The sequence below is a fragment of the Glaciecola sp. HA4-3 genome (genome assembly GCF_055693685.1).
On sequence record NZ_CM146340.1, the window covers coordinates 3287170 to 3311010 of the forward strand.

General features: G+C 40.4%; 24 protein-coding genes and 3 pseudogenes. 8 read left to right on the forward strand and 19 right to left on the reverse strand.

Annotated elements, in window-relative coordinates; genetic code table 11:
- Window positions 1-3 precede the first annotated feature (3 nt).
- From ACZ1G6_RS15670 to ACZ1G6_RS15680, 3 genes and pseudogenes are all read right to left on the reverse strand, one after another.
- Window positions 4-3109 (reverse strand): annotated as a pseudogene (locus ACZ1G6_RS15670) (beta-galactosidase).
- 92 nt (window positions 3110-3201) lie between these two features.
- Complete coding sequence (gene ubiA, locus ACZ1G6_RS15675; protein WP_472617144.1) at window positions 3202-4065, reverse strand: 4-hydroxybenzoate octaprenyltransferase; 864 nt, start codon at window positions 4063-4065, stop codon at window positions 3202-3204.
- Between the two features lie 9 nt (window positions 4066-4074).
- Window positions 4075-4659, reverse strand: a complete 585-nt coding sequence (locus ACZ1G6_RS15680) for a chorismate--pyruvate lyase family protein (RefSeq protein WP_472617145.1) — start codon at window positions 4657-4659, stop codon at window positions 4075-4077.
- A 72-nt stretch (window positions 4660-4731) separates the two neighbouring features.
- On the opposite strand from ACZ1G6_RS15680, the gene ACZ1G6_RS15685 reads away from it, so the two are divergent.
- Window positions 4732-5178, forward strand: coding sequence for a flagellar basal body-associated FliL family protein (locus tag ACZ1G6_RS15685; RefSeq protein WP_472617146.1), 447 nt, complete (start codon window positions 4732-4734; stop codon window positions 5176-5178).
- Between the two features lie 13 nt (window positions 5179-5191).
- Here the strand turns inward: ACZ1G6_RS15685 and ACZ1G6_RS15690 are convergent, their stop codons facing one another.
- The 7 genes from ACZ1G6_RS15690 to ACZ1G6_RS15720 all read right to left on the reverse strand — a co-directional run bounded on the left by ACZ1G6_RS15690 (window position 5192) and on the right by ACZ1G6_RS15720 (window position 10997).
- On the reverse strand, window positions 5192-6046 hold the full coding sequence (locus ACZ1G6_RS15690) for a rhomboid family intramembrane serine protease (protein ID WP_472617147.1): 855 nt from the start codon (window positions 6044-6046) through the stop codon (window positions 5192-5194).
- A gap of 34 nt (window positions 6047-6080) precedes the next feature.
- On the reverse strand, window positions 6081-6404 hold the full coding sequence (gene glpE / locus ACZ1G6_RS15695; RefSeq protein WP_472617148.1) for a thiosulfate sulfurtransferase GlpE: 324 nt from the start codon (window positions 6402-6404) through the stop codon (window positions 6081-6083).
- 13 nt (window positions 6405-6417) lie between these two features.
- Window positions 6418-7446 carry an L-threonine 3-dehydrogenase gene (gene tdh, locus ACZ1G6_RS15700; protein ID WP_472617149.1) on the reverse strand — a complete coding sequence of 343 codons (1029 nt, stop codon included), beginning with the start codon at window positions 7444-7446 and terminating at the stop codon, window positions 6418-6420.
- Window position 7447: 1 nt separating this feature from the next.
- Window positions 7448-8641: a glycine C-acetyltransferase gene (locus tag ACZ1G6_RS15705; protein ID WP_472617150.1), complete on the reverse strand. Its 1194-nt coding sequence runs from the start codon at window positions 8639-8641 to the stop codon at window positions 7448-7450.
- Window positions 8642-8839: 198 nt separating this feature from the next.
- Window positions 8840-9880 (reverse strand): glycosyltransferase family 9 protein, encoded by a 1041-nt coding sequence (locus tag ACZ1G6_RS15710; protein ID WP_472617151.1) that lies wholly within the window; start codon window positions 9878-9880, stop codon window positions 8840-8842.
- A gap of 17 nt (window positions 9881-9897) precedes the next feature.
- The gene (locus ACZ1G6_RS15715; RefSeq protein ID WP_472617152.1) at window positions 9898-10200 is read right to left on the reverse strand and encodes a glycosyltransferase; all 303 of its coding nucleotides are present in this window, start codon (window positions 10198-10200) and stop codon (window positions 9898-9900) included.
- Complete coding sequence (locus tag ACZ1G6_RS15720) at window positions 10197-10997, reverse strand: glycosyltransferase (RefSeq protein ID WP_472617153.1); 801 nt, start codon at window positions 10995-10997, stop codon at window positions 10197-10199. The genes ACZ1G6_RS15715 and ACZ1G6_RS15720 overlap by 4 nt, the downstream gene beginning before the upstream one ends.
- 119 nt (window positions 10998-11116) lie before the next feature.
- Between ACZ1G6_RS15720 and ACZ1G6_RS15725 the strand changes: the two genes are divergently transcribed.
- The 3 genes from ACZ1G6_RS15725 (at window position 11117) to ACZ1G6_RS15735 (ending at window position 12780) form a co-directional block, all read left to right on the forward strand.
- Entirely contained in the window at window positions 11117-11887 is a 771-nt protein-coding gene (locus ACZ1G6_RS15725; protein WP_472617154.1) for a 3-deoxy-D-manno-octulosonic acid kinase, read from the forward strand.
- Between the two features lie 125 nt (window positions 11888-12012).
- Entirely contained in the window at window positions 12013-12456 is a 444-nt protein-coding gene (locus tag ACZ1G6_RS15730; RefSeq protein WP_472617155.1) for a hypothetical protein, read from the forward strand.
- Between the two features lie 12 nt (window positions 12457-12468).
- Window positions 12469-12780, forward strand: a complete 312-nt coding sequence (locus ACZ1G6_RS15735; protein WP_472617156.1) for a helix-turn-helix transcriptional regulator — start codon at window positions 12469-12471, stop codon at window positions 12778-12780.
- A 29-nt stretch (window positions 12781-12809) separates the two neighbouring features.
- On the opposite strand, the gene ACZ1G6_RS15740 is transcribed toward ACZ1G6_RS15735, so the two are convergent.
- Window positions 12810-14270, reverse strand: coding sequence for a capsule assembly Wzi family protein (locus tag ACZ1G6_RS15740; RefSeq protein WP_472617157.1), 1461 nt, complete (start codon window positions 14268-14270; stop codon window positions 12810-12812).
- 164 nt (window positions 14271-14434) lie between these two features.
- On the opposite strand from ACZ1G6_RS15740, the gene coaD reads away from it, so the two are divergent.
- The gene (gene coaD, locus ACZ1G6_RS15745; RefSeq protein ID WP_472617158.1) at window positions 14435-14917 is read left to right on the forward strand and encodes a pantetheine-phosphate adenylyltransferase; all 483 of its coding nucleotides are present in this window, start codon (window positions 14435-14437) and stop codon (window positions 14915-14917) included.
- A gap of 22 nt (window positions 14918-14939) precedes the next feature.
- On the opposite strand, the gene mutM is transcribed toward coaD, so the two are convergent.
- The 6 genes and pseudogenes from mutM to radC all read right to left on the reverse strand — a co-directional run bounded on the left by mutM (window position 14940) and on the right by radC (window position 18384).
- The gene (mutM, locus tag ACZ1G6_RS15750) at window positions 14940-15755 is read right to left on the reverse strand and encodes a bifunctional DNA-formamidopyrimidine glycosylase/DNA-(apurinic or apyrimidinic site) lyase (protein ID WP_472617159.1); all 816 of its coding nucleotides are present in this window, start codon (window positions 15753-15755) and stop codon (window positions 14940-14942) included.
- 19 nt (window positions 15756-15774) lie between these two features.
- Window positions 15775-16254, reverse strand: coding sequence for a hypothetical protein (locus tag ACZ1G6_RS15755; protein WP_472617160.1), 480 nt, complete (start codon window positions 16252-16254; stop codon window positions 15775-15777).
- Window positions 16255-16394: 140 nt separating this feature from the next.
- Window positions 16395-16551, reverse strand: a pseudogene (gene rpmG / locus ACZ1G6_RS15760) (50S ribosomal protein L33).
- Window positions 16552-16562: 11 nt separating this feature from the next.
- Entirely contained in the window at window positions 16563-16799 is a 237-nt protein-coding gene (gene rpmB / locus ACZ1G6_RS15765) for a 50S ribosomal protein L28 (protein ID WP_472617161.1), read from the reverse strand.
- Window positions 16800-16955: 156 nt separating this feature from the next.
- The gene (locus tag ACZ1G6_RS15770; RefSeq protein WP_472617162.1) at window positions 16956-17696 is read right to left on the reverse strand and encodes a glycosyltransferase family 25 protein; all 741 of its coding nucleotides are present in this window, start codon (window positions 17694-17696) and stop codon (window positions 16956-16958) included.
- 13 nt (window positions 17697-17709) lie between these two features.
- On the reverse strand, window positions 17710-18384 hold the full coding sequence (gene radC / locus ACZ1G6_RS15775) for a RadC family protein (protein ID WP_472617163.1): 675 nt from the start codon (window positions 18382-18384) through the stop codon (window positions 17710-17712).
- A 91-nt stretch (window positions 18385-18475) separates the two neighbouring features.
- On the opposite strand from radC, the gene coaBC reads away from it, so the two are divergent.
- Together coaBC and slmA are read left to right on the forward strand one after the other, a co-directional pair.
- Complete coding sequence (gene coaBC, locus ACZ1G6_RS15780) at window positions 18476-19687, forward strand: bifunctional phosphopantothenoylcysteine decarboxylase/phosphopantothenate--cysteine ligase CoaBC (RefSeq protein WP_472617164.1); 1212 nt, start codon at window positions 18476-18478, stop codon at window positions 19685-19687.
- A gap of 37 nt (window positions 19688-19724) precedes the next feature.
- Window positions 19725-20315, forward strand: a complete 591-nt coding sequence (gene slmA / locus ACZ1G6_RS15785) for a nucleoid occlusion factor SlmA (RefSeq protein WP_472617165.1) — start codon at window positions 19725-19727, stop codon at window positions 20313-20315.
- 57 nt (window positions 20316-20372) lie between these two features.
- On the opposite strand, the gene ACZ1G6_RS15790 is transcribed toward slmA, so the two are convergent.
- Both ACZ1G6_RS15790 and ACZ1G6_RS15795 read right to left on the reverse strand, forming a co-directional pair.
- Entirely contained in the window at window positions 20373-21185 is an 813-nt protein-coding gene (locus tag ACZ1G6_RS15790; RefSeq protein WP_472617166.1) for a hypothetical protein, read from the reverse strand.
- A 151-nt stretch (window positions 21186-21336) separates the two neighbouring features.
- Window positions 21337-23011, reverse strand: a pseudogene (locus ACZ1G6_RS15795) (M28 family metallopeptidase).
- 213 nt (window positions 23012-23224) lie between these two features.
- On the opposite strand from ACZ1G6_RS15795, the gene ACZ1G6_RS15800 reads away from it, so the two are divergent.
- Window positions 23225-23791: a TetR/AcrR family transcriptional regulator gene (locus ACZ1G6_RS15800; protein WP_472617167.1), complete on the forward strand. Its 567-nt coding sequence runs from the start codon at window positions 23225-23227 to the stop codon at window positions 23789-23791.
- Window positions 23792-23841: the final 50 nt, after the last annotated feature.

The following is a 23841-nucleotide window of genomic DNA, read 5'->3' on the forward strand; positions in this document are numbered from 1 at the left end:
TATCTATCTGTGTTTAGATGATAAGGTTAAGCAGTAATTATAGCGTTTTTCTTTCAATAAAAACGCCTCATGAGTACTAGGACTCCACGAGTCGTCACCTCCTACACCCATATGCGCATGGTCGATATAGACGTAAATACTATTGCCTTTTTTCAAGTCCCGAGTGTGTTTAGCTTTTGCAAGTGCCGTTTGACAATAATGGCTTGAGGCAAATAAAAACGCTCCTTGAGCTTGAAGAGATCCTATTTCAAGAAATTCACAATCACTACGAATGCCATTATCGCTTGGAAAAATATAAGGCGTGTGCAGGGCATCAATCGAGGCCGTATATGCTCCAAATCTGGCGGCGGCTTTTCGGTCAGGATAATTCTCAAAAGGTCCTAATCCACGCCAACTCGCTTCCACTTCATTGTCATTGCCAATACTGGTTAACAAACCAATTCTTGGCATTGGAGGAAGCTCTTGATGAAGGTCAACGGCTACGTTAAGCGTTATCTTACCATGTGAGTCTATCTCATAAATCCATCGGGTTTGCGCTTGTATTACCTGTTTATATTGATAGCTAAACCTTACATCAACGCAAACACCCTGTTTAGTAGTGGTGGCAATACAACTATCACAATGTCTAGTCCAGCTCCCAATGCCTGCGCGAGTCCATCTTGCTTCCCAAGGCATTTGGGTCAACATTGTCAACTTCACTAATACCAATATCGTTATCCAGTGGTGCCCGATAAAAATTGTCCTCAAGCGGGCTAGAAATGACATCATCACCCTGAGTTTGCCACTGAGCGATAAGGCCGGTTTCGCGACTAAATACGATTAAGCTATCGGGGCATACAATCTCAATTAAATTTTCATCTTGTTTGATGTGTAAATGTTCATTCGAATTATCAGCCGCTATAGCGCTTTTTAGACCCATTGGATTAATCAAAGCAAACTGCTCAGTTGCGCAAACATGACCTGCACTTGCAAATGGCTCGTCGCGAATAAGCATGACATCAATATTAAGATGATAAGACAATCCGGCGACAAAACTGTGGTCCAAGTCAATATCAACGCTTTTCTTACCCTGTGCATTAATCAAAATGGTAAATTCACCCTGCTCAACAAGCCGCCCGCTCTCAAGCAATGACCATTGAAGTTTTTCATTATTGGTCGCTTTAAATACATGCTCATTGCTAAGGGTTAATTGATAGGATGAAGTCGTTGACTGTTTTAACGAAAACTGAAAATACTGCTGGCAATATTTTGCTTCATGCAAACTTGGATGTGGGCTTCTATCTGGGAAAACCAAGCCATTTATACAAAACTGCCTATCATTTTGTTCGTCACCAAAATCACCGCCATACGCCCAATATTGATTGCCATGCTCATCTGTTTTAGATAAGCCTTGATCAACCCAGTCCCATATAAACCCGCCTTGAAGGCGAGGATACGCTTTAAACGCATCCCAATAATCTTTGAAACTGCCAAGGCTGTTACCCATAGCGTGGGCATACTCGCACAATATTAAAGGCCGAGTTTCGTTCGGCAAAGCAATCCATTTTTTAATTGAAAATTTGGGTACTGCTTCATCTTCAATATCACTGTCGACTCGCGCATACATGGGACAAATAATATCTGTGGCACTTGTGTTGGCGCCGCCCCCTTCATATTGCACAGGACGCGAAGGGTCAAAGCTTTTAGACCATGCATACATGGCGTCATGACTAGGACCATAGCCTGATTCATTACCCAAAGACCATATAATAATGCTGGGGTGATTCTTATCACGTTCTACCATTTGTGTGTAACGAGACATAAATGCGCCAAGCCAATGAGGGTCATTCGCCAAGCGACCCATCGGAAACATACCATGTGTTTCTATATTAGCTTCATCAACCACGTATAATCCATATTCATCGCATAACTCGTACCATCGCGGATGATTAGGATAATGCGCCGTTCTTACCGCATTGAAGTTATTTTGTTTCATCAGTTTGATGTCTTCAAGCATATCGGCTTCAGATACCGTATGCCCGTTTTTGGGGTGATGCTCGTGGCGATTCACTCCACGAATCAACAATGCTTTGCCGTTGAGGCACAATTGACCCTTAATTATTTCTATTTTTCTAAAACCAACGCGATAGCTTTCAGCTTGTACTAAGTGGCCATGCTCATCATGCAAACTAACAACACAGGTATATAGTGTAGGCGTTTCGGCCGTCCATTTATCGGGCGAATTGACATCTAAGGTATGAAAAACACGGTCTTCCCAACCGCCTTTTTCATCTATTCGCCTATTATTAGGTGATTGAATTGTTTTTGCTGTAATTGCGTTGGCTTTGTTATCAAAAAGTTGAGCATGCACGGTATAAGAGCTAGGCGCAGTAATTTTAGTTTGAATGTGCAAATGCGCATCTTGATAACATGCATCTAAGTCAGGCGTAATAAATACATCTTCAATGCAAGATTGTGGTTTAGATAACAGGTAAACATCACGGAAAATACCACTTAACCACCACATATCCTGATCTTCTAAATAGCTACCATCACTCCACCTAAAAACAATGACAACAATGTCGTTTTTACCTGCATGTAAAAAGTGCTGCAAGCAAAACTCGCTGGGTAAACGGCTATCTTGTGAATAACCAACCCATTGACCATTGCACCATAAGTGAAAAGCACTATTAACCCCCTCAAAAACAATACTTGTGGTAGCTTCTAGCTGCTGATGGCTAATATCAAATGAAGTTCGATAACATCCTGTTGGGTTGTCCTTGGGAACATAGGGAGGATTGACATCAAAAGGGTATTTAACATTACAATAAATAGGGTTATCAGTAGTGCTAAACTGCCAGTTAGACGGCACGGGCATGGACGACCATCTAGCTTGTTCATCAGATGATAACTCCAATGACAAGATTGCATCATCAATATTTTCTGGCCTATCAAATAAGATAAATTGCCAATTACCATTAAGTAGACGGCGTGACGGTCGAGTAAATGACAAGGCATCATCTGCGCTTGTATATGCATGCAAAGGGCTATGGGCCTTGGTTTGATTGGCTTGTACTGAATGGGGGTTTTCCCAATCGCGCCTTGCGATAATCTCAGATAGTGTAGTCATGGATACTCGCTCACAAATAATTAGCTAAAAAATACATGACATTAAGTAATTACGCTACTAATTAAGTTTATAACTAAACGATTTCTTATACGCTACGCAACAAAGTACTCATAGGCAATCGTTAGCGTAACCACCATTCCCACCCAGTTATTATGAAGAAATGCGCGAAAGCAACTAGCTTCAAGTCTTCCTTTACATAGCATGAATTGGTAGATAAATAGTATGGTCACCACTAACAAACCAATATAAGAAAGCTGAGAAAACTGGTTAAAAGCGAATACCCAAGCAAGTAATCCTACCGTGGCAACTTGCAAAACGGTGATGGCAAGTAGATCCCATTTACCAAACAAAATAGCCGTTGATTTAACACCGATTTTTAGGTCATCTTGTCTGTCGACCATCGCATATTGGGTATCATATGCAACCGTCCAACAAAGATTCGCAAGGTATAAAACCCACATCCACATAGGCAGTGACTCGGTAATTGCCATAAACGCCATGGGAATAGACCAAGCAAACGCTGCCCCCAAAACCACTTGAGGCAAATGAGTATAACGCTTCATAAAGGGGTAAGCACTTGCTAACGTAACTGCAACAATAGATAAAACAATAGTCTGCCAATTGAGACTTAGTACTAATAAAAAAGCAAACATTACCAACACTAAAAATAATTGAATCGCTTCAGATGAGCTGACAGCACCTGTTGCCAAGGGACGTTGTGCCGTGCGTTTAACTTGTCCATCGACTTTACGATCAGCAAAGTCATTGATGACACAACCTGCGCTGCGCATCAGTACTACCCCCATTACGAACACAATCGATATGTGCAAGGAGGGAAGCCCCTTAGCGGCCATTAATAATCCCCAAAGTGTTGGCCATAACAGTAGATATATACCAATAGGCTTATCGGCTCGCATGAGCAAAAAATAGTGATGTTTGTTAGCAAAATTAAGCATGTTGTTCTCTTAATAAGCCGGGCTGTCAGGTAAAAAAGCTTCAGCCACAATCAATTCATGCTCATTGATAGAGAATTTCGAACGCCTAGCCCAATATGCTTCTTTTTCACAGAACATTTGTTGAGTTATAGGGTGATATTGAAGCTTCCCGATTTCAAAGTCACTGCGAACAAAAGTGGGATCGTTGAAAATACGTTGTCCCAGGGGCTGACTCCCCAGATTAGCCCACTCACTCTGGCAAAGCGCATCTGGCAAAATACTTCTAGCAAACACCCAATTTTGATGCCCTGTAGATGAGGTTTGTTGATTCGTTACTATTTCAGGAATGGCTTGTAACAATACCTCACGTATTTGCCATTTCTCATTGCCATGTGGTTTGAGCATTGATAATTCATCATTTTGTGGTTTGAGTATCTGTTGCCCCAAGACGTTTACACGAAAATCAGACGACACAGCCTGTAATCGCTCAGTCAGTGAACCGGTATTAAGTAGCCAATCTTTAGTATGTTCAGGGATTTGATCGTGTTTATCATCGCCGATTGGTTTAAACCAATTTACAGGCATTGAAAAGGGGAATTGTTTTTGCTCAATCAACACTGCAGTTTTTCAGATAATTACCGATATAAATAGTCTAACACACATGTGAATACCATTGGTTAACTTAATATGCGGATTAAATCGTTCTTTTTTTCATTAACCTTTTATTTTACTATCGCCGTAGTAGCGGTACTTGCGACTCCTGCAAATCAAGCGGTAGCGCAAGAGGATACTGTCACCTTACCTTCTATCGCGTATATTGCCCTAGAACCTGATATTGTGACCAATTACGCTGGCGATAACTCAAATCGTTTAGGATACTTACGTCTCACTATTGAAATGATGATTGAGCAACCCCAATACATTAGCAAAATCGAGCATCACATGCCCTTATTAAGGGCAACAGCCATAGAGGTAATTGGTTCGCAAAACGAACAAAGTGTGCGCTCGTTGACGGGGCGAGAGGAAATGCGCAGACAAATTTTGACCCGCTTTAGAGATATTATGGTCCGCGAAGTAGGGGAAGAAGTGATTAAAGACATCATATTTACCAAATACTTACGCCAAGGCGGCTAAGGTACAATTGATTTCAGTAAATAGGCTTTTTCTTACTTCCAAAATGCAAGGCTAAAGCTAATACACAGCCGCTTATTAAACCAAATAAGTGGCCCTCGTTAGCCATTGCTTGCGGTAACACATCAGCATAGCCAATTACAATCCACAGCAATAAGAAAATAATAATACCTTTAGGCAGTTCAAGTCCCCACTCTGGTCGTAACCAAGCTAAAAACCAAATTAGACCAAATATCGCATATACAACGCCCGATAAACCAAAAAAATTGGGGCCTGAGAACCATAATTGAGCAAAGTTGGTGACCACGTTGGCAAAGCAAAACAGAATTAGCAACGCAGAAAACCCAAACTTACGCTCTAATTTACCCCCTAAGGCCCACCAAATAACAACATTAAATAGTAGATGACTAAGTGATGCATGCATGATGCTTGGACCTAGGATTCGATAATATTGGTGAGATATCGATAATTCCCAAACATACTGCATATTTAAAGCTAAAAATATACGATTAGGGTCGCCCAAGACCATCAATATATAAATAGATATGCATAACACTGCAATGAAAGTCGTGAATTTTTGATGATACCAAGTACTGACCCCGATAATTGAAAAACCGGAAAAAATAGAACTTACGGCAGAAGTGGGTGATGCTTGTTCCCAAGCTGCTTGCTGAAACTTAGAGGCTAAGGGGTTCTTAAGGTACTCTTCAATTAGAACTAGGGCTTTTTGACTTTGCGACTCATCTAACAAGCAAACGTGAAAAGTACCGTCAACGTTCTCGAGTACGGCGCCTACGTCTTGTTGCATCAAATAGGCGCACAAATTAGATGCTGGTATTTCATGTTTAAACGAAACGACTGGAATCGACAATTAATGCCTCCAACAAATTGGCATCAATAAGATGCTATTTGCTACCAATGCTAAAATCATATTGCGCTCGCCACGCTTCAAAGCCACCATCCATGCTGTACACCTCATCAAAGCCTTGATGAAGTAAATACTGAGCAGCTTGTTGACTACTTATACCGTGATAGCAAACAACCACTACTGGCGTATCGAAATCGTTTTCATTCATAAATTGAGTAATAGACCCATTACTTAAATGAAAAGACGACTCGATGTGACCCGCCTCAAATGATTGATCATCGCGAATATCAACAATCTTCACTTCACCTTTATCAAGCCTGTCTTTGGTTTGCTCAACTGAAATGTGCTCAAATTGTTCCATGATGTTTTTCTCCTTATGCTGTCCAATCAAGTATCACTTTGCCAGACTTTCCTGAGCCCATTATCTCAAAGCCTTTTTGGAAATCATCAACTGGCATTGTATGAGTAATTATCGGTGATAAATCAAGACCACTTTGGAGCAAACTCACCATTTTATACCATGTTTCAAACATTTCGCGCCCGTATATACCTTTAATCGTGAGCCCTTTGAAAATCACTTGGTTCCAATCGATTGCGACGCCTTGTGGCGGTATACCTAACATCGCAATTTTGCCGCCGTGATTCATCTTATCCAGCATATCGCCAAATGCTTGCGGTACACCCGACATTTCAAGACCGACGTCAAAACCTTCTGTCATCCCAAGGTCATCCATTACCGTTGAAAGTGATTCTTGCGCAACATTCACCGCTCGCGTCGCGCCCATCTTGCGTGCAAGCGATAAGCGATATTCATTGATATCGGTAATAACAACGTGTCTGGCGCCTACATGCTTAGCAACGGCTGCAGCCATAATACCAATTGGACCTGCGCCAGTGATTAGTACATCTTCGCCGACCAAATCAAACGATAAAGCGGTATGCACGGCATTACCAAAAGGGTCAAAAATTGAGGCAAGCTCATCACTAATATTATCTGGAATTTTAAACGCATTAAAAGCAGGTATTACTAAATATTCAGCAAAAGCACCTTGCCGATTAACACCAACACCCACAGTGTTTCTGCAAAGGTGAATGCGTCCAGCTCGGCAGTTTCTGCAGTGACCACATGTGATATGCCCTTCGCCCGATACCCTATCGTTAAGTGAAAAGCCTTTTACTTCCGAGCCTATTTCAACGACTTCTCCTACGTACTCATGTCCAACAATCATCGGCACTGGTATAGTATTTTGAGACCATTCATCCCAATTAAAGATATGCATGTCAGTGCCACATATTGCTGTCTTGCGTATTTTTATTTTCAGATCATTAGGACCAATTTTTGGTATTGGGTTATCGACTAACCAAATACCGGGTTTACTGTGTGTTTTTGCTAGTGACTTCATCTTAAATCACCCCAAGCTCTTTACCCACTTCAATAAACGCGTCAACCGCGATATCAATTTGCTCAATTGAATGAGCCGCTGACATTTGCGTACGTATACGAGCTTCTCCTTTAGGAACTACGGGGAATGAGAATCCAATCACATAGATATTCTTCGCCAGTAATTTTTCGGCCATTGCACTGGCTAACTTAGCATCGCCTAACATGACGGGAATAATAGGATGATCTTTACCAGATAAAACAAACCCTGCATCTTCCATACGTTGCCTAAAATGCTTTGCATTACGCGTAAGAGCGCTACGCAAGTCGGCTCCATGTTTCATCATATCAAAAACTTTTAATGACGCCGCGACAATAGGCGGTGCAACAGAGTTTGAAAACAGATAAGGGCGAGAACGTTGACGTAACCACTCCACAAGCTCTTTTTTGCCTGAGGTGAAACCACCAGAAGCTCCACCAAGCGCCTTACCCAAGGTGCCTGTTATGATATCTACTCGACCCATAACATCACAGTATTCATGGCTACCTTTACCCGTTTCACCAACAAAACCCGTTGCATGACAATCATCCACCATTACCATTGCGTCATACTTGTCTGCTAAATCACATACTCCTTTAAGGTTAGCAATGACACCATCCATAGAGAATACGCCATCGGTTGCAATCAACTTAAACCTTGCACCGTCTTCGGTGGCTTTAATGAGCTGTTCTTCTAAGGCTTGCATATCGTTACTTTGATATCGATACCTCATCGCTTTGGACAGTCGAACCCCATCGATAATACTAGCGTGATTCAAAGAATCAGAAATGATCGCGTCTTCTTTACCTAGGATAGTTTCAAACAAGCCACCATTTGCATCGAAACACGAAGGATACAAAATAGTATCTTCCATTCCTAAAAACTCACTGATGCTAGTCTCTAATTGTTTATGAATGTCTTGAGTGCCGCATATAAACCGCACACTTGCCACACCAAACCCATGCGAGTCTAATCCAGATTTAGCTGCGTCAATCAAAGCATCATGATTGGCTAAGCCCAAGTAATTATTTGCGCAGAAATTCAGTACCTGTTGGCCCCCTTGGATTCCGATATCTGAAAATTGAGACGATGTAATCACTCGTTCATTTTTGTATAAACCTTGATCCTTTGTGTCTTGAATTTGTTGTTGGAGATGCTTAATGAAGCCTTGTGACATGACCTATCCTCTGTGCGCAAAAATATTTCGACATGCGATAAATTGTTAAACCTAGGTAATTATAACTGCTTTAAGCAATATTGGTTAGTATAAAGCCATGATTAATAACAAGGTGGATGTGATAAGCAATGTACATAAATAAACACGCCAACTTTACACAAATTTGGGAGACCGCAATTAATAAGTGCTAAATCAATCTTAAGACTCAGTCAGTTGTTCCAAAAGAGCATCAATTTTTGATGTTACCTGTGCAACGCTTATTTGCTCCATCAAATCTGCGCCTTTATTTCTTGTTCCCCAAGGTAGGCTTTGCCATGGTTTCCCATGTTGCGTCAATACCGAAGTATCATAAACAGAGGCAACATAGTCTTGGCTAAAATAAGGCCCCGTGCGTCGAGGGTTACTATGCGCATAAATTCCAACAACAGGGGTGCTTTGTGCACTTGCCATATGGGCAGGGCCCGTGTCTGGCGCCACGACCAACTGAGCATGTTTAAGAATGCACATCAACCGCATCAACGACGTTTTGGCAACTAAGTTATGTTGGATATTTTTAGTATGCAACAAGATATGTTGCGCAATTTGCTTATCTAGTTCACTAGGTCCACCACACAGCACAACCTCAAACCCTTTTTGCTTAAGATAATCTGCAATAGCAGCATAACGTTCGGGTAACCAGTTTCTCTCTGCATTAGATGCCGCAGGACTAATTACTGCGAATGGTTTTTGAAAGGATTGCCTACACCATGTTTCATCTTCATCTAGACAGGGTATTGATAACAAAGGCGTATCAGGTTTACTGACGCCAATAGCCTCTGCAAAGGCCATAAAACCGTCTAAGACATGCGGGTGCTTTTGTGGTGCGATAGATTCATTAATGAATAAGCTATGAAATTCTTTTGCACGCTTACGGTCAAAACCGATGATACGTTTTGCTCTAATAGCTGTTGATAACAAGCTTGCTCTAAATGCAACTTGCATTAAAAACAATGCATCAAATACACGTTTGTTTAATTGGGCTTTAAGTCCTTTTCTAGAGTTGGCGGTATCTTGTTTGTCGTAAACTATAAACTCAATATCATCGAGATGTTTCAACAGCTGATATTCTACTTTGCCAATTACCCATGTGATTTTGATATGTGGCTTTTGACGCTGTATTTCATTCACCATTGCTACCGCATGACAAACATCGCCAATTGCTGATAATCGCAAAATACAAAGTGATTGAATATCCGACACTGATTAACTTTCCTTAGTTAGTTTGGTGATTCACATAAGCTAAGATACTGTTTTGTGATTGTTTCAATTGAAACGTGCTGCAAAATAGCAATATTTGTTAGCTCCGGTGGTTCAATTAAGGCTTGATTTATCGCCTTGCCTAAGGCTTTTGCATCGCCAACATCTACAAGATATTTGGCTAACTCTCCAGTCATAATTTCTTCTGGCCCATGTGGGCACCGAGTCGAAACCACCGGCGTATCAACTATTAGTGACTCAAGTAGTACCATTGATAAGCCTTCAAAATCAGAACTCAGCACCACTAAATTGGCGGCTTTCATCCAAGCATAGGGATTATGACTGAAACTATAGGTGTTATTACTCTATCAGATATCTGATATTGCTTAGCCAGTTTATTTAACTTTTTTTGATTCGTACTTAAACATACAAGACGGATATCTTGCTCTACATCTTTCATTGCTTTGAACAAAATATCATGTCGCTTGGCTTTAGCAGCTCTACCAACATGGAGTATAAAAGGCTTATTAACCAAGACTTCATCATCCAATAAACTCATTTTCTTTATGTCATCAATCGGAAAAGGATTATAGATATGTCTAATTGAACGAGCCTTAAACAAACCAGACGCTTGAAGCTCTTGAGTGACACCTTTTGAAACACCGATAAGATCTTTATCATTAAGCATTTTTAATATGTGTTTCATATAAAAATACTTCAACGGTCCCATCTTTAACTCGCGTTTTAACTCTTGTACAAAAGAGTTATGAATCACATAGTAGACCTTGTTCAAATTACACGCAGAAACAACTTTATAACTCTCGTGTAAATTAACAAGTATCAAATCAAACGCTTGGTCACCTTGATGCTCGTGCATACTGGCTTTGAGCATTGACGCTAGTCTTTGTCGATTAAACCAAGACCTAAGACTGCCTTTATGTTCACTCAAGGGAAATACTAAATTGATGCCCTTAGGTACTTCATATTGAGTCAATGTTTTAAGTGAAAAAAGCGTCACGCGGTGACCTCTTTTAAGCATGTGACTTGCCAAGTTAAGCATCACTTTTTCGGCTCCACCACCGGCTAGTGAATCCAGCACTATGGCTATGTTTTTCAACATCCAACTATATCCTTATATCACAGTTTGTAAGGCATGCTTCAAGACAAAATTGGCAAGATAATGTTCTGATTGGTATGCTTATGCGAGTATATACCAACCAAGCGACCTAAGCTAACCACGTGAAACTAAGTTCATTAGCCAATAAGCAAACCTTGATTATCACAGACAAGGGTAAAAAATTATCCCTTACCAGTGAATTGTTTGAACCCAAATATTTAATCGACGAAAATTTGGTCAGCGCAACCGCAAGTGGCAGAGGGCAAGTGTTTATCTTTAAATGGCAAGGGCAAAACCTTGTATTGCGCCATTACCGCCGTGGGGGGCTTGTAGCAAAATTTAACGCCGACCGGTTTTTATTTACGGGTATTACTCATACTCGTGCCTATCAAGAGCTCAGTATCCTTGAAAAACTACAAATACATGGTGTGAATGTACCCAACCCAATCGCAGCAAAAATTCAACGTAATTTGGGGCTTTGTAATTTGGGGCTTTGTAATTTGGGGTTTTATAGCGCCGATATCATTACCGAGCTGGTTGCAAACACTCAAGAACTTGACCAAAGGCTTAAAAGTAGCCAAGTCCCCAGTACATACTGGCAAGTCATTGGTGAACAAATTGCCAAAATGCACAACGCACAAGTTTGTCATTATGACCTCAATGTTAAAAATATCCTGTTACTAAACAATGAAGACAAGGCCTACTTAATTGACTTTGATAAGTGCTTTGAGAGAAAAGGAAGCCGATGGAAATCGCAAAACATCGCGCGTTTACACCGGTCGATTCAAAAACAAATTAAAAAGGCTGCCATATCAGGAGAAAATTATCATGTTAGCCAAGAAAACTGGGACACCTTGATTCACGGATACAATGAGGCTCTCAAACAAGATTGAGCGACTAATAACGATGCCTGTCATATAGATGTCGTGTCGAAAGTGCTTATGTCGGGTTAATGTCGTTTATAAATATGTAGATTTTCATAAACTACACGCCGGTTCAATTCAGGAGTTAATTCGTTATGAATGCTAATCACGATAATACAAACATGACATCGGTCCGCTCAGACAAAGTCGATTATAGAGAACTATCTATTGACGGAAACTGGGTTCATCTAGTCGATGGCGATTTGCAAATTGACATCTATGTGTCTAACTTTTTCTGGCGTCAGGCGGTGTTTATCAACGGTAAAAAAGTATCACAAAAAACCGCCTATGCGACTCATAAATTTACCCATGCTAGTCAGTCTTACACATTGAAATTCAGTTATTCTAGTTGGTCAGAGGGCGAGTGCCGCTTATTAAAAAATGGACAACTGGTAGACTCTAACGCCTATACACTTTATGAAGAAGAATCAAAACATGATTTTCAAAAGCTTGTGGTTATTCATTCAATATTTGCATTAGGTTTAGGTTTGTCCATCTTTATTTTGATTGGTTTGCTTTCAAAAATGTTGTTTAACTAGCTAGAAGCAATTATGAACATTAATAAAACCTTGATTAAAGAATTGCGAATCAAAAAGGCTTGGACACAAGAACAGTTGGCAGAAATTATCGGCCTTAGTACAAGGACAGTGCAAAGAATCGAGAGTACTGGTATCACTTCTATGGATACTGTTTGTGCTTTAAGTGCGGTGTTTGAAGTAACGAAAGAAAGCTTACTCATCAAAGAAACTACAGTAGCGAATAAAAGAATCAATGGTACATTTTTTATGCTACTGCTTTTTGTCTTTGGGATAATCTTAGGTGCTGTGTCATCATTAATTATTTTCAAAATGTTTTTTCTGTAGCTCGCAAGCACTAAGCTTACTATGCACAACTAAAATGCGTATTGCGCCCTAAGGTAGACAAGGGCATCTACTTCATCATCGATGTTGGCAAACTGGCGATTTGCTATGGAACCTCCCGCTTTCACAAGCCAGTTACCTATCGGTTTTTGATAAAATCCTGACAGCTCAATTACGTCTTCTGTTACGTCCTCAGTAAGCACGGGTGAGGGAAGTGTACCGTCTTCATTAAGCTGTGCACTGCGCAAATATAGCTCAGCGACATCGCCATTTTCAAAGCGAATATTCGCACCTACAGTGATTTGTTTTGCATCACTATCAAAAGTGCTTCCCAAAGTACGCCCATACAAACGATATCCACTTCGGTAAATACCGTTTTCATAATAACAGTTAAACAGTGCTTTATTGTCACCACAAGCAATATTTGTATCGCTTGTTTCAATAAATATTTTGGCATTTTTATAGTAGGTAGATATGCCAAACAGATTTGCATTGTCGGTTATTTTATAACCGTCGACTGAGTCCTCTCCCACGCGCTGCAAATATGCCGTAAATGGCCTACCCAGCATATGATACGTATAACTGATGTCTATACCCGCGATATGGTTGCCTAGCTTTGTCAATTGCGCGTCTGTGCATTCCCCGCTGGGTCTTGCACACACATTTTGAAAGGTAATAAGATCAATAAACTCTTCTAAACCACCGGCTTGTCCTTCTCCGGCCCACATTGCTGACCACGATAAACCAAATTCAAACCCTTTAAATGGCCGAGCGTTAAATCGATTCATGAAAATACGCGTATCGGGCACAGCACGTTGAGATTCCATTTGACCCATTTGTGTAGTCAAGTACCAAGGCCCCAGCCATGAGAGTAAAGGTGATTCAGAGCGAGTATTTGTGGAACGCGATAATGCGATGGCTTTAACTGGCCGCGTATTGTTACTCATAATAAGGCTTGAAGACTGCGCTGGTCCCCACCATTGATCTAGCGAGCCAATACGTAAATTCCAATCACCAAATTGATAAGCTATAAATGAGTTATCAAAATTTGATTCGCCACCGCTTGAGTGATTTACAGTGACTTGTCCTGACCAACGACCAGAATAAAACTCACTAGATAGTGATAATTTAAAGGTATCTTCGACGCCATCGTCCAAACTACGGAACCTTACATCGTCGCTTGCCCCCTGTAAGCTAACAAAACGCCTAGAACGTTGTTGTTTATTAAGACTTAAATAATGATTGAGTCGAAGGTAGGCCTGTTTTGGCCTAAATGCACTAATCTGACTTGGGTCTAGCTTTTCAAGTTCTTTTGCTACGCCCAACCAAGGAACGGGAAATGTAGTTACTGCTGTGTCCAAATATCCCCATTCGGCGAGCGTCAATAAGTCATAATGTAATTGCTTATCTTGTGTCCCTACGTATACAGAGCTTCGCGTTGGAGAAGAAAATAAAAGCACACATATGGTGCTTAAAATGATGAAATACTTCACTGTACATCCTATATCAGTTAAAAGTGATAAATAAAAAACTCATAATATAATATATTGGTCTAGGATAGCATTGTTTATTGCAAAAACATTGTTATTATCCCTGCCCAGTCGGTTAAACGTATATTTACACTTAGTAAAACTACTGATACACAGGAAAGCATTATATGGCGCAACATAGAGCGATTTACCCGGGCACATTTGATCCTATTACAAATGGCCATGCAGACTTAATACAACGAGCTGCTGATATGTTTGATGAGGTCATTGTGGCAATTGCGTCAAACCCATCAAAACAGCCATTGTTTAGTCTAGAGGAACGAGTGACATTAATCACCCAAGTGTGTGCGAATTTGCCCAACGTCACTGTGACAGGGTTTACCGGTTTACTTGCTGAATTTGCCAGACAAAACAATGCCGATATATTGATTAGAGGACTACGTGCAGTTAGCGATTTTGAATATGAATTTCAATTAGCCAATATGAATCGTCGTCTGAATCCTGACTTAGAAAGTGTTTTTTTAACGCCGTCTGAAGAAAACTCATTTATCTCATCCACGCTTGTCAAAGAAGTCGCATTACACAAAGGTGATGTGTCACAGTTTTGCCATCCGATTGTCTTGGAAGCCTTGAAATCAAAATTAAACTAAGTTGTTGGTGTGCTCAAGGCGCCTACTTTTGGCATTGAGGGCAAAAAAAGGTATTTCGCTGCCCTATTACAACCGAACGAATTGTAGTCGTACAGATATCACAACTTTGTCCTGCTCGACCATATACATTAAGTTGTTGCGCAAAATAACCTGGCTTGCCATCAGCTTGTGCAAAGTCTCGCAAAGTCGTTCCGCCTTGGGTAATTGCATTTGCTAGTACTGATTTGATTTGCTGGGTGAGTGCTTGGTATCGTTTTTGGCTTACTCTACCTGCTTGTCGTCTTGGATCTATACCGGTATTAAATAAGCTCTCATTAGCATAAATATTGCCAACACCCACCACCACTGCATTGTCCATGATAAAGTTTTTAACGGGGGATTTTCTACCACGGCTCATTTGATATAAACGTTTATTATCAAAGTCATCGGTAAGCGGTTCTGGTCCTAAATTACTTAGCATAGGTAAAGCTTGACTGTTGCTGCTATCTTGCCACAAACAGCTACCAAAACGTCTTGGATCGTTTAACACTAACTTTTTGCCTGAATCCAATAATATCTCTATATGGTCATGCTTTTTACGCTCAGTCGCTGTGTCAATAACTCGCATGTTTCCAGACATCCCAAGGTGGAGGATGATGTCACCTGCATGAGTATGAATAAAGAGATATTTTGCTCGCCTGCTGACATCGTTTATTACCAAGCCGTGGGTTTTAAATACATCCTTTGGTACCGGCCAACGCATTTTTACTTGATGAACAAGTACTTTATCGATGGTTTGGCCAATTAGAAATGGCGATATTCCCAAGCGCGTGACTTCAACTTCTGGTAATTCTGGCATAAAAGTATGTATCCGTTATCTATTGCTTAACATTGACGATAGGTTCGACAAGCTCAGAAATAGCTGGCGACACTAAGACATAAACTTGCCCATCAATAATCAAAAATAGCTGCTGTTCCACAATTTTCATTCCCACTAACTGTGGTTCTGACTTACCTGCTAAAGCCAATAGAATTAGAAGATCTGGATCGGAGAAAACAAGTGGATCAAAGTCAATTTCAGCAAGTCTAACATAAGCTTGTTGCCATGCTTTTACAATACTGGCTAACTGCTGTGCTGATGGCATTACCTCTGGTTGGATTCCTTGAGGGTCGATTCTCCAAGTTTGTGCAAGCTTTTCAATTTCTACCTGATTGATTTGCATACTTAAGATAAACTCGCCTTCGGCAACGATTAAACGAGGACCGTCCTCTTGAGGTCTGAATTTGTCTATGTTGAAAATAAGAATGAGTATCAGCACAGAAAAAATCAATACATTATTCCAGACGCGCTGTGACATGCGGATCATAAATATTGACTCATTTAGTAGCATTCATGTGGTTGTTATTAGGAAGTATAAAGCGTAAAAACGACAAAACCCAGCAAAAGCTGGGTCATGTGGAGACAAATCAAACGCATTCACTTTACGTGAATGATAGTTTACTTGATTTTTGCTTCCTTAAATACAACATGCTTACGCACTTTAGGATCAAACTTTTTGATCTCCATTTTGCTAAGGCATATTTCTTTTGTTTTTGTCTGTGGTGTAGTAAAAACCAGTACCAGCAGTAGAAACTAATTTAATTTTTTCGCGCATAGTAATAGTCCTTAAATTTTCTCGCCACGAGCACGGATGTCAGTTAATACTGAATCAATACCCTTTTTATCAATAATACGCATACCCTTAGTAGATAGACGTAATTTTACGAAACGATTCTCGCTCTCAACCCAAAAACGGTGAGTGTGAAGATTTGGTAAAAAGCGACGGCGTGTCGCGTTTCTGGCGTGCGAACGGTTGTTTCCTACCGCTGGGCGCTTACCAGTTACAATACATACTTTTGACATTTTTGTCTCCAGAACAAATGTTTATCTGCTCGATTCGTTCTACTGACGCTTTACAAAAAAAGCGACATTGCCGACATCGAACTCTGTTAATTAAGAGGGCGCATTTTATACAGTAATTGAGTGAAAAACACAAACATTTTCTGCATAAACATCAAACTATTTTTGCTCGCCAAAATGCAGTTTTAGCTGTTTCCTATTGTTTGTAGCAAAATAGACTTTATGAAGATACTGTTTTATAAGGCTTTTACGTACATTTTTTCGGTTACTAAGCGCATCAATTGTGCTACCTCCCGAAACATCGATATCGACTGGGTAAGGCCGTAATCCAAAAACATGTAAATCCATTTCCCACCAGTGCTGAAAGTCAATGTCGACAGGTCGCTTTAGGACCTTACTTGCGCTTAGCATTTTTTGCGCGCCCTGCTTAGAAATAACATACGCCCCAGTTCGTGAGGGAATTTTGTTATATCGAATGAGGTGTTTATCAATACACATTGTTGACCAAATTGATTTACGCTTTTGTGGATATTCAAGTAGCTTTATACAATCCCATGGCTGCTGGATTGCAGCAAGGTAGTCAGGTAATGCACTTAGATCTTCATTCAATATAAAATCATCTTCTAGTATTACCGCATAATCATGACCCTGTTCTAATAGTAAGGTCCAACATTTACGGTGGCTTAAGTAGCATCCTATTTCACCTACATTTAAAATCTTGTAGTATGCTTCAAAATCTTTACCTAGCATCGATGAGAGCGCCTCAGACGAGAGATCTTTGCCAACAACTGCACTTACGCGCTCAAATAAGATATTAAAGCGTGCTAGCTCTTTTGTAGACTTTTGGAGCCTTTCAAAAGATTCATCCATATTGATCAGATAGATTGTTGGCGCATTCAAACCGTTTGGACTCTTATAATAAACCACGTTGCGCAAATGATACCGCATTTGAATGACCAATCACAAAATGATCAAGCACTGATACATCAACTAAAGCCAGCGCATCTTTTATTCTGGTAGTAATATGGATATCTGCTTGCGACGGCTCTGCAACACCAGAAGGGTGGTTGTGTGCTAAAATAACCGCAGCGGCATTATCATCCATTGCCTGCTTTACTAGTTCGCGAGGATAAACCGCTGCACTGTTGATTGTGCCAAAAAACATCTCTCGATAAGCAATGAGTTGATGCTGGCTATTGAGCAATAGCATGGCAAATATTTCTTTTGGCTGACAAGACAATCTTGCACGCAGGTAATTTGATGCATGATCAGCGTTGGTAAAACATGCTTTTTGTTTCAATTGTTCTTCAAGTGCTCTGGTAAACAACTCTGCATAAGCCTGCATTGATGCATAACGACGAGTGCCAAAACCTTCACGCTGCGTTAAGTGCTTTTTTGACGCGTACAATAGGGCTTGAAGGCTTTCAAAATCGTTGATCGCATTGCTAGCGAGTTCATAAGCGCTTTTGCCTTTGATCCCCGTATTTAACACAATCGATAACAGCTCGGTGTCTGACAAATGACTAGCACCTTCGTGCAACAGTTTTTCGCGAGGTCGGTCATTTTCTGGCAGCTGTTTTATTTTCATGTTTCCATTCCCTTGTAATCAATGTTTTAATAAATAGCATCTAGCAAAGACTGTGGTCTTTTACTTCAACACATATTCGAAACCATTAACGATGACAACACAACTTGAACAAAAGAACGTTTTATTAGCGGTGAGTGGCGGTATAGCAGCGTACAAAACACCCGACTTAGTTCGTAAACTAACAGCGTGTGGTGCAAACGTTCGCGTTGTGCTTACGCAATCAGCAACACATTTTGTTAGTGCACTGTCGCTTCAAGCAGTATCGGGTAATAAAGTCAGCGTTAGTTTGCTAGATGAAGATGCAGAGGCAGGTATGGGTCATATTGAGCTTGCGCGCTGGGCTGACTATTTCCTAGTTGCACCTGCAACAGCCAATACTATTGCCAAACTAGCCTTGGGGTTAGCAGATGACTTACTTAGCACGCTTGCACTTGCAACAAACGCAATGCTTTTTGTTGCACCTGCGATGAATCAGCAGATGTGGGCGTCAAAAGCAACCTTGCGCAATGTAGCAAGCCTACAAGAGTACGGCTATCACATTTTAGGCCCCGCAGCAGGCGAGCAAGCATGCGGCGATATTGGATATGGTCGTATGCTAGAGCCTGAAGAAATCGTCAGTGAGATGAGTGAATTATCAAGCACTGATAAAATATTTTCAGGTATTAAGATTATGATAACCGCAGGGCCTACACGTGAAGCGATAGACCCCGTTAGATATATTTCAAATCACAGTTCAGGCAAGATGGGCTTTGCTATTGCAAAAGCAGCCGCGGATATGGGAGCAACTGTCAATTTAATAACAGGCCCAGTACAATTACCAAGCCCAAGAGGGGTTACGCGTACCGATATCATTAGTGCTGATGACATGTATAAACAGGTACATAGCAATATTGATTCACAGGATATATTCATTGCTTGCGCGGCAGTTGCTGATTATAAGCTTGAAAAAATCAGTGACCAAAAAATGAAAAAACAGTCATGCGATGAAAGTCTTAATTTATCACTGACACAAAACCCAGACATTCTAAAAAGTGTAGCCAATCTTCCTAAAAGCCCTTTCACTGTTGGCTTTGCGGCAGAAACGCAAAACGTCGAACAATACGCAAAATCTAAATTAATCAATAAAAAATTGAACATGATCGCGGCAAATGATGTATCAAAATCAGATTTGGGCTTTAATTCTGATCAAAACGCGCTTATAGTCATAAGCCAAAGACAGACAAAGTCGCTACCACAAGATAGTAAACACTCACTAGCTATCAAGTTATTGAAATTGGTGCATGAAGAATTCAAGTCTTCATAATAGTGTTTGCGATACACTGAACAATAAGAAGTAAAAAATGCCTGCAACTAAAAAATCAAATCGCAAAGCGCAAATATTACAAGCGCTTGCTGGAATGCTCGAATCACATCATGGACAAAGAATCACCACAGCAAAGCTCGCAGAGACCGTAGGCGTTTCTGAAGCGGCTTTGTATCGTCATTTTCCTAGCAAAGCACGCATGTTTGAAGGCTTGATAGAATTTATCGAGGATACGTTATTTTCGCGCATCAATAAGATCATGAGTGAAGAAAAGGATGCGGCTAATAGGTGTCAACTCATCCTGCATTTAATTCTTGGTTTTGCAGAAAAAAACCCTAGTATCACACGAATCTTGAATGGCGATGCACTTATGGGCGAACAAGAACGTCTTAGAGAGCGCATTGCACAGCTATTTGATAGACTGGAAACGCAAATAAAACAAATATTAAGAGAACGTAAGTTGCGTGAAGGTAAAACTGCAGTGGTAGACGAAGGCTTATTAGCCAATATGTTAATTTGTTTCGTGGATGGAAAAATAAATCAATATGTTCGTAGCCAATTTGAACGCAGACCTACTGCCCAATTTGCTGAGCACTGGGGCCATATTAAACAGCACTATTTACACTAAATAGAAAGGTAACAACACAACACCGCCGTTTCAGGCAACAGCGGCGTTAAAGTGCTATTAAAAACGAAAAGCACCCAATAGTGTTGCTGTTTGTAAGGTTCCATCTTCTAAATCAGCGCCTAATCCAAACTTAATAGACGAGCGAGGTGAAAACCAGTATTCGGAGCCAAGCTCACCAATGGTAGATGAGCCAAATCTGCCTTCGTCTTGGTTAATTAAGTCAACAAAAACGCTCCAATTTGCTTGAAAGTAATAGTCACTTGTCAATTCAATTGAAAAATCATCATCACCTAGCACATTTGCAGACAATGCTATATCCCAGCCGGGAGAAAATTGACGCTTTGTACCAGCAAAGCTTGTGTATCGTACATAAACATTAAGATTTGTTTGCGAATCACTAATATCAAAACGATCGTCGTCAATCGAGACATGAAAGTAATCTACACCCGCTCCTACTTCCCAATTAGGCGCTACAAATTGGCCAAATTCTGCATTCAATCGATGTTGAACTTGATCCGCGCCTAGAAATAAATCCTCATTGGCATACTCATACCTGCCTCTTACTACCCAGTCATTTCCAATAAATTTTTGCCCATTTACGCCGTATAACTGGAAGTCGTCTATTGCAAAAAGTGTTACGCCAATATCATCGACTTTTTGCAAATATGGACTGATAGACCATGGCTGCGCATCAATGAAAACCGGATCTAAGTAATGTGTATACGATAGGCCCAAAAAATTATCACTACTGCTTCTTAAATCTGTAAACCCTATTGATATTTCATTATTAATAGTATTTGTTTGAGCAAATGATTGTGCGGCAAAAAAGCCAGTTGAAACGGCTAAAACGATAGCGGATTTATATTGCATTGAACGGTCCTTGTTAGCATAAATTTGTTTACTTATGACACGCTAAAATTAATAAGTTCATAAAGAATAAACATTTAACTTTATTTTGTAGGCAATAAAAACGCGGGCTAAAAAGGCCCGCGTTTTTGCTAGATGTATGTATTAACGTAAATTAGCGACCAAATGTTTGACCAAAGAAACTATCTTCATACCAAACTGGACGATTTTTATCATTGGCAAGGGTTAAGCCAATTTCAAAATTTACTCTTGTAAAAGTGTCTGCTGCAGACCAAACAAAATCCTGCGTCATATCATCCGAAGGTTTATGATAATTGGTTGCCAAAAAATTATTTAATACTTCACTACCGTCAATTCCCGGTGTTTTTGACTCTATTCCAGTCACTAAAAAGACAGCAGGTATACCTTGTTTAACAAAGGCATAATGGTCAGAACGTGTAAATAGGTTTAATTCGGGCCATGGATCATCTGTTAAGGTAATGTCAGCATTAGCAACCGCTGCTTTGACCTTTTCTCCCATCGTACTATGAGAAGCCCCAAAAGCTATTACATCCGCAAACTCATAGGTAAGTAAAGGCATATCTAAATTAACATTCGCGACGAGGCTTTCAACAGGAACCGTAGGTTGGCGTGCGAAATAATCGGCACCCAATAAACCACGCTCTTCTCCGGTGACGGCCAAAAATATAATTGAACGCTTTGGCGCCTCAGGTAATTGTGAGAACAAGCGAGCGGTTTCCATCAAAACAGACGTACCCGTTGCATTATCCATTGCTCCGTTATTAATTTTGTCTTTTTCTACTGACTTTGAAATACCAAGGTGGTCAGAATGCGCAGTATAAACCACGTACTCATCCTTAAGGGTAGGATCGCTACCTTCTAGCATGCCAGCAATATTTGGACTAGTAACATCTTTGTGAGTTGTTTCGTAGCTTAAGTCCGCACTGTAAGCTAAATCAAATCCACTAGGTATCTCATTGTTTTCTAGCATTGCGTAAACTTCATCTAAACTTTTTAAAGCTCCTTTGAAAAAATGTTGAGCAGCTTCGATACTTAAAAACGCACTACCTTTTATCTCAGCCCTAGCATTGCTAAGGCACACCATCTTTACCAATCCATGTCATTCTAGGCACTCGGATAAAGTTGATAGAACGAGCATAAGGTCTTCTTGCTTCACTAGCAGGCGTTTGAATGGTGATATAACCTACTGCACCGCGCTGCGCCGCATAATTTCTTTTTTGAGTACCAGAAGCAACATGAGCACCAACCTCTGAACTAAAAGCGCTAGGTCTGCCTGCAAGCACCACAACTATTTTGCCCTCAACATCAAGACCCTCGTAGTCATTATGGTCTAACTGAGGTGCAACAATTCCATATCCAGCAAAAACTAAGGGAGCGTTTACTGATGTAACAGGAGATGCTAAATCAGGACCCGTAATAAAGTGTTTAGGATATTCCAACTCAAGCGATGTTTCGCCTTGTTTAAGGACCAATTTTGGCGATTCTTGAACTAACAAACCTTGCCTAAAAGTCACTCGCTGCTCAAATGAACCATTTTCTCCCGCCGGCTTCAAACCGTATTTTTGGAATTCAGTTGTGATATACAATGATGCTATTTCATGCCCTCGAGAACCGGTATCTCGGCCTTCTAATAAGTCATGAGCAAGAAAATTCATATGTCCTTTGATATTTTCAACGTTTGGGGTAATTGATTTGGCAGTCAGGGCAGCGTCGCTATCTGAACTATTTTGTGTCAAAGCGCATCCTGAAATCGTTAGGCCAGCAGCCACAATAAGTGCACCTAACTTAAATGTAGAGTGTAATTTCACGTTAATATTCCGAAGTGTTTAATGTCAGACAAGTCAACTACTAGGCGAGCTTGTATGGCGTTGTGTGAGTAAAAATCTAATTCCTAAGCAAAAATTGTAACAAAAAATACTCAATATTTTTAGTGGCAATTGTTAATAGATGTTTCAAGCTTGTTAAATGTAGGGTATTGGGTTAGCTTTAGTGTTACACCGAAATTGTTTGGATTTATGTTGATGCCTCGTAAGCCGCTTTACGACATAAAGAGCGTGTTTGATGCTGCAATACCCGTAATCTTGCAAAGCGGTTATCGCGGGTGCTCTATGGACAAATTAATTGCACTTACCGATTTTAATCGAAGAGCCTTTTATCTGGAATTTAAGAGCAAACAAGGTTTTATTCATGCGCTGCTCGCTTATTATATCGACACACAGCTACTCCCGCTTCAAGACGATTTAGTTAGTCATGACGCGCAACATTCCCATATCGATAAAATTATTCAATATTTTGAACGGTATCAGCAACATATCAACACTAACGGGTGTTTGTTAGTGCGTTTAATTTTAGAATTGGGAAAAGAAGATGAGCAGGTTCAAAGCATAGCTCGACGTTATTATGATGGCTTACAACTTAGTTTTATCGCTAGCCTTGAAAAAGCATCTAACGCCGACCAAGTTAAGCATATCAATATTGAGTCTTTGGCATTAAAACTGAGCTGCCTTGCACAAGGTATTGCGGTTGCTAGCAATCTACAACAAGGAGAATCAGACACCCTATTAGTCATTCGCGACTTGTTTGCGTAGTGTAATTTACATGGGGAAGAATCTGTATAGAAAAGTGTAAAAAAGCCGAT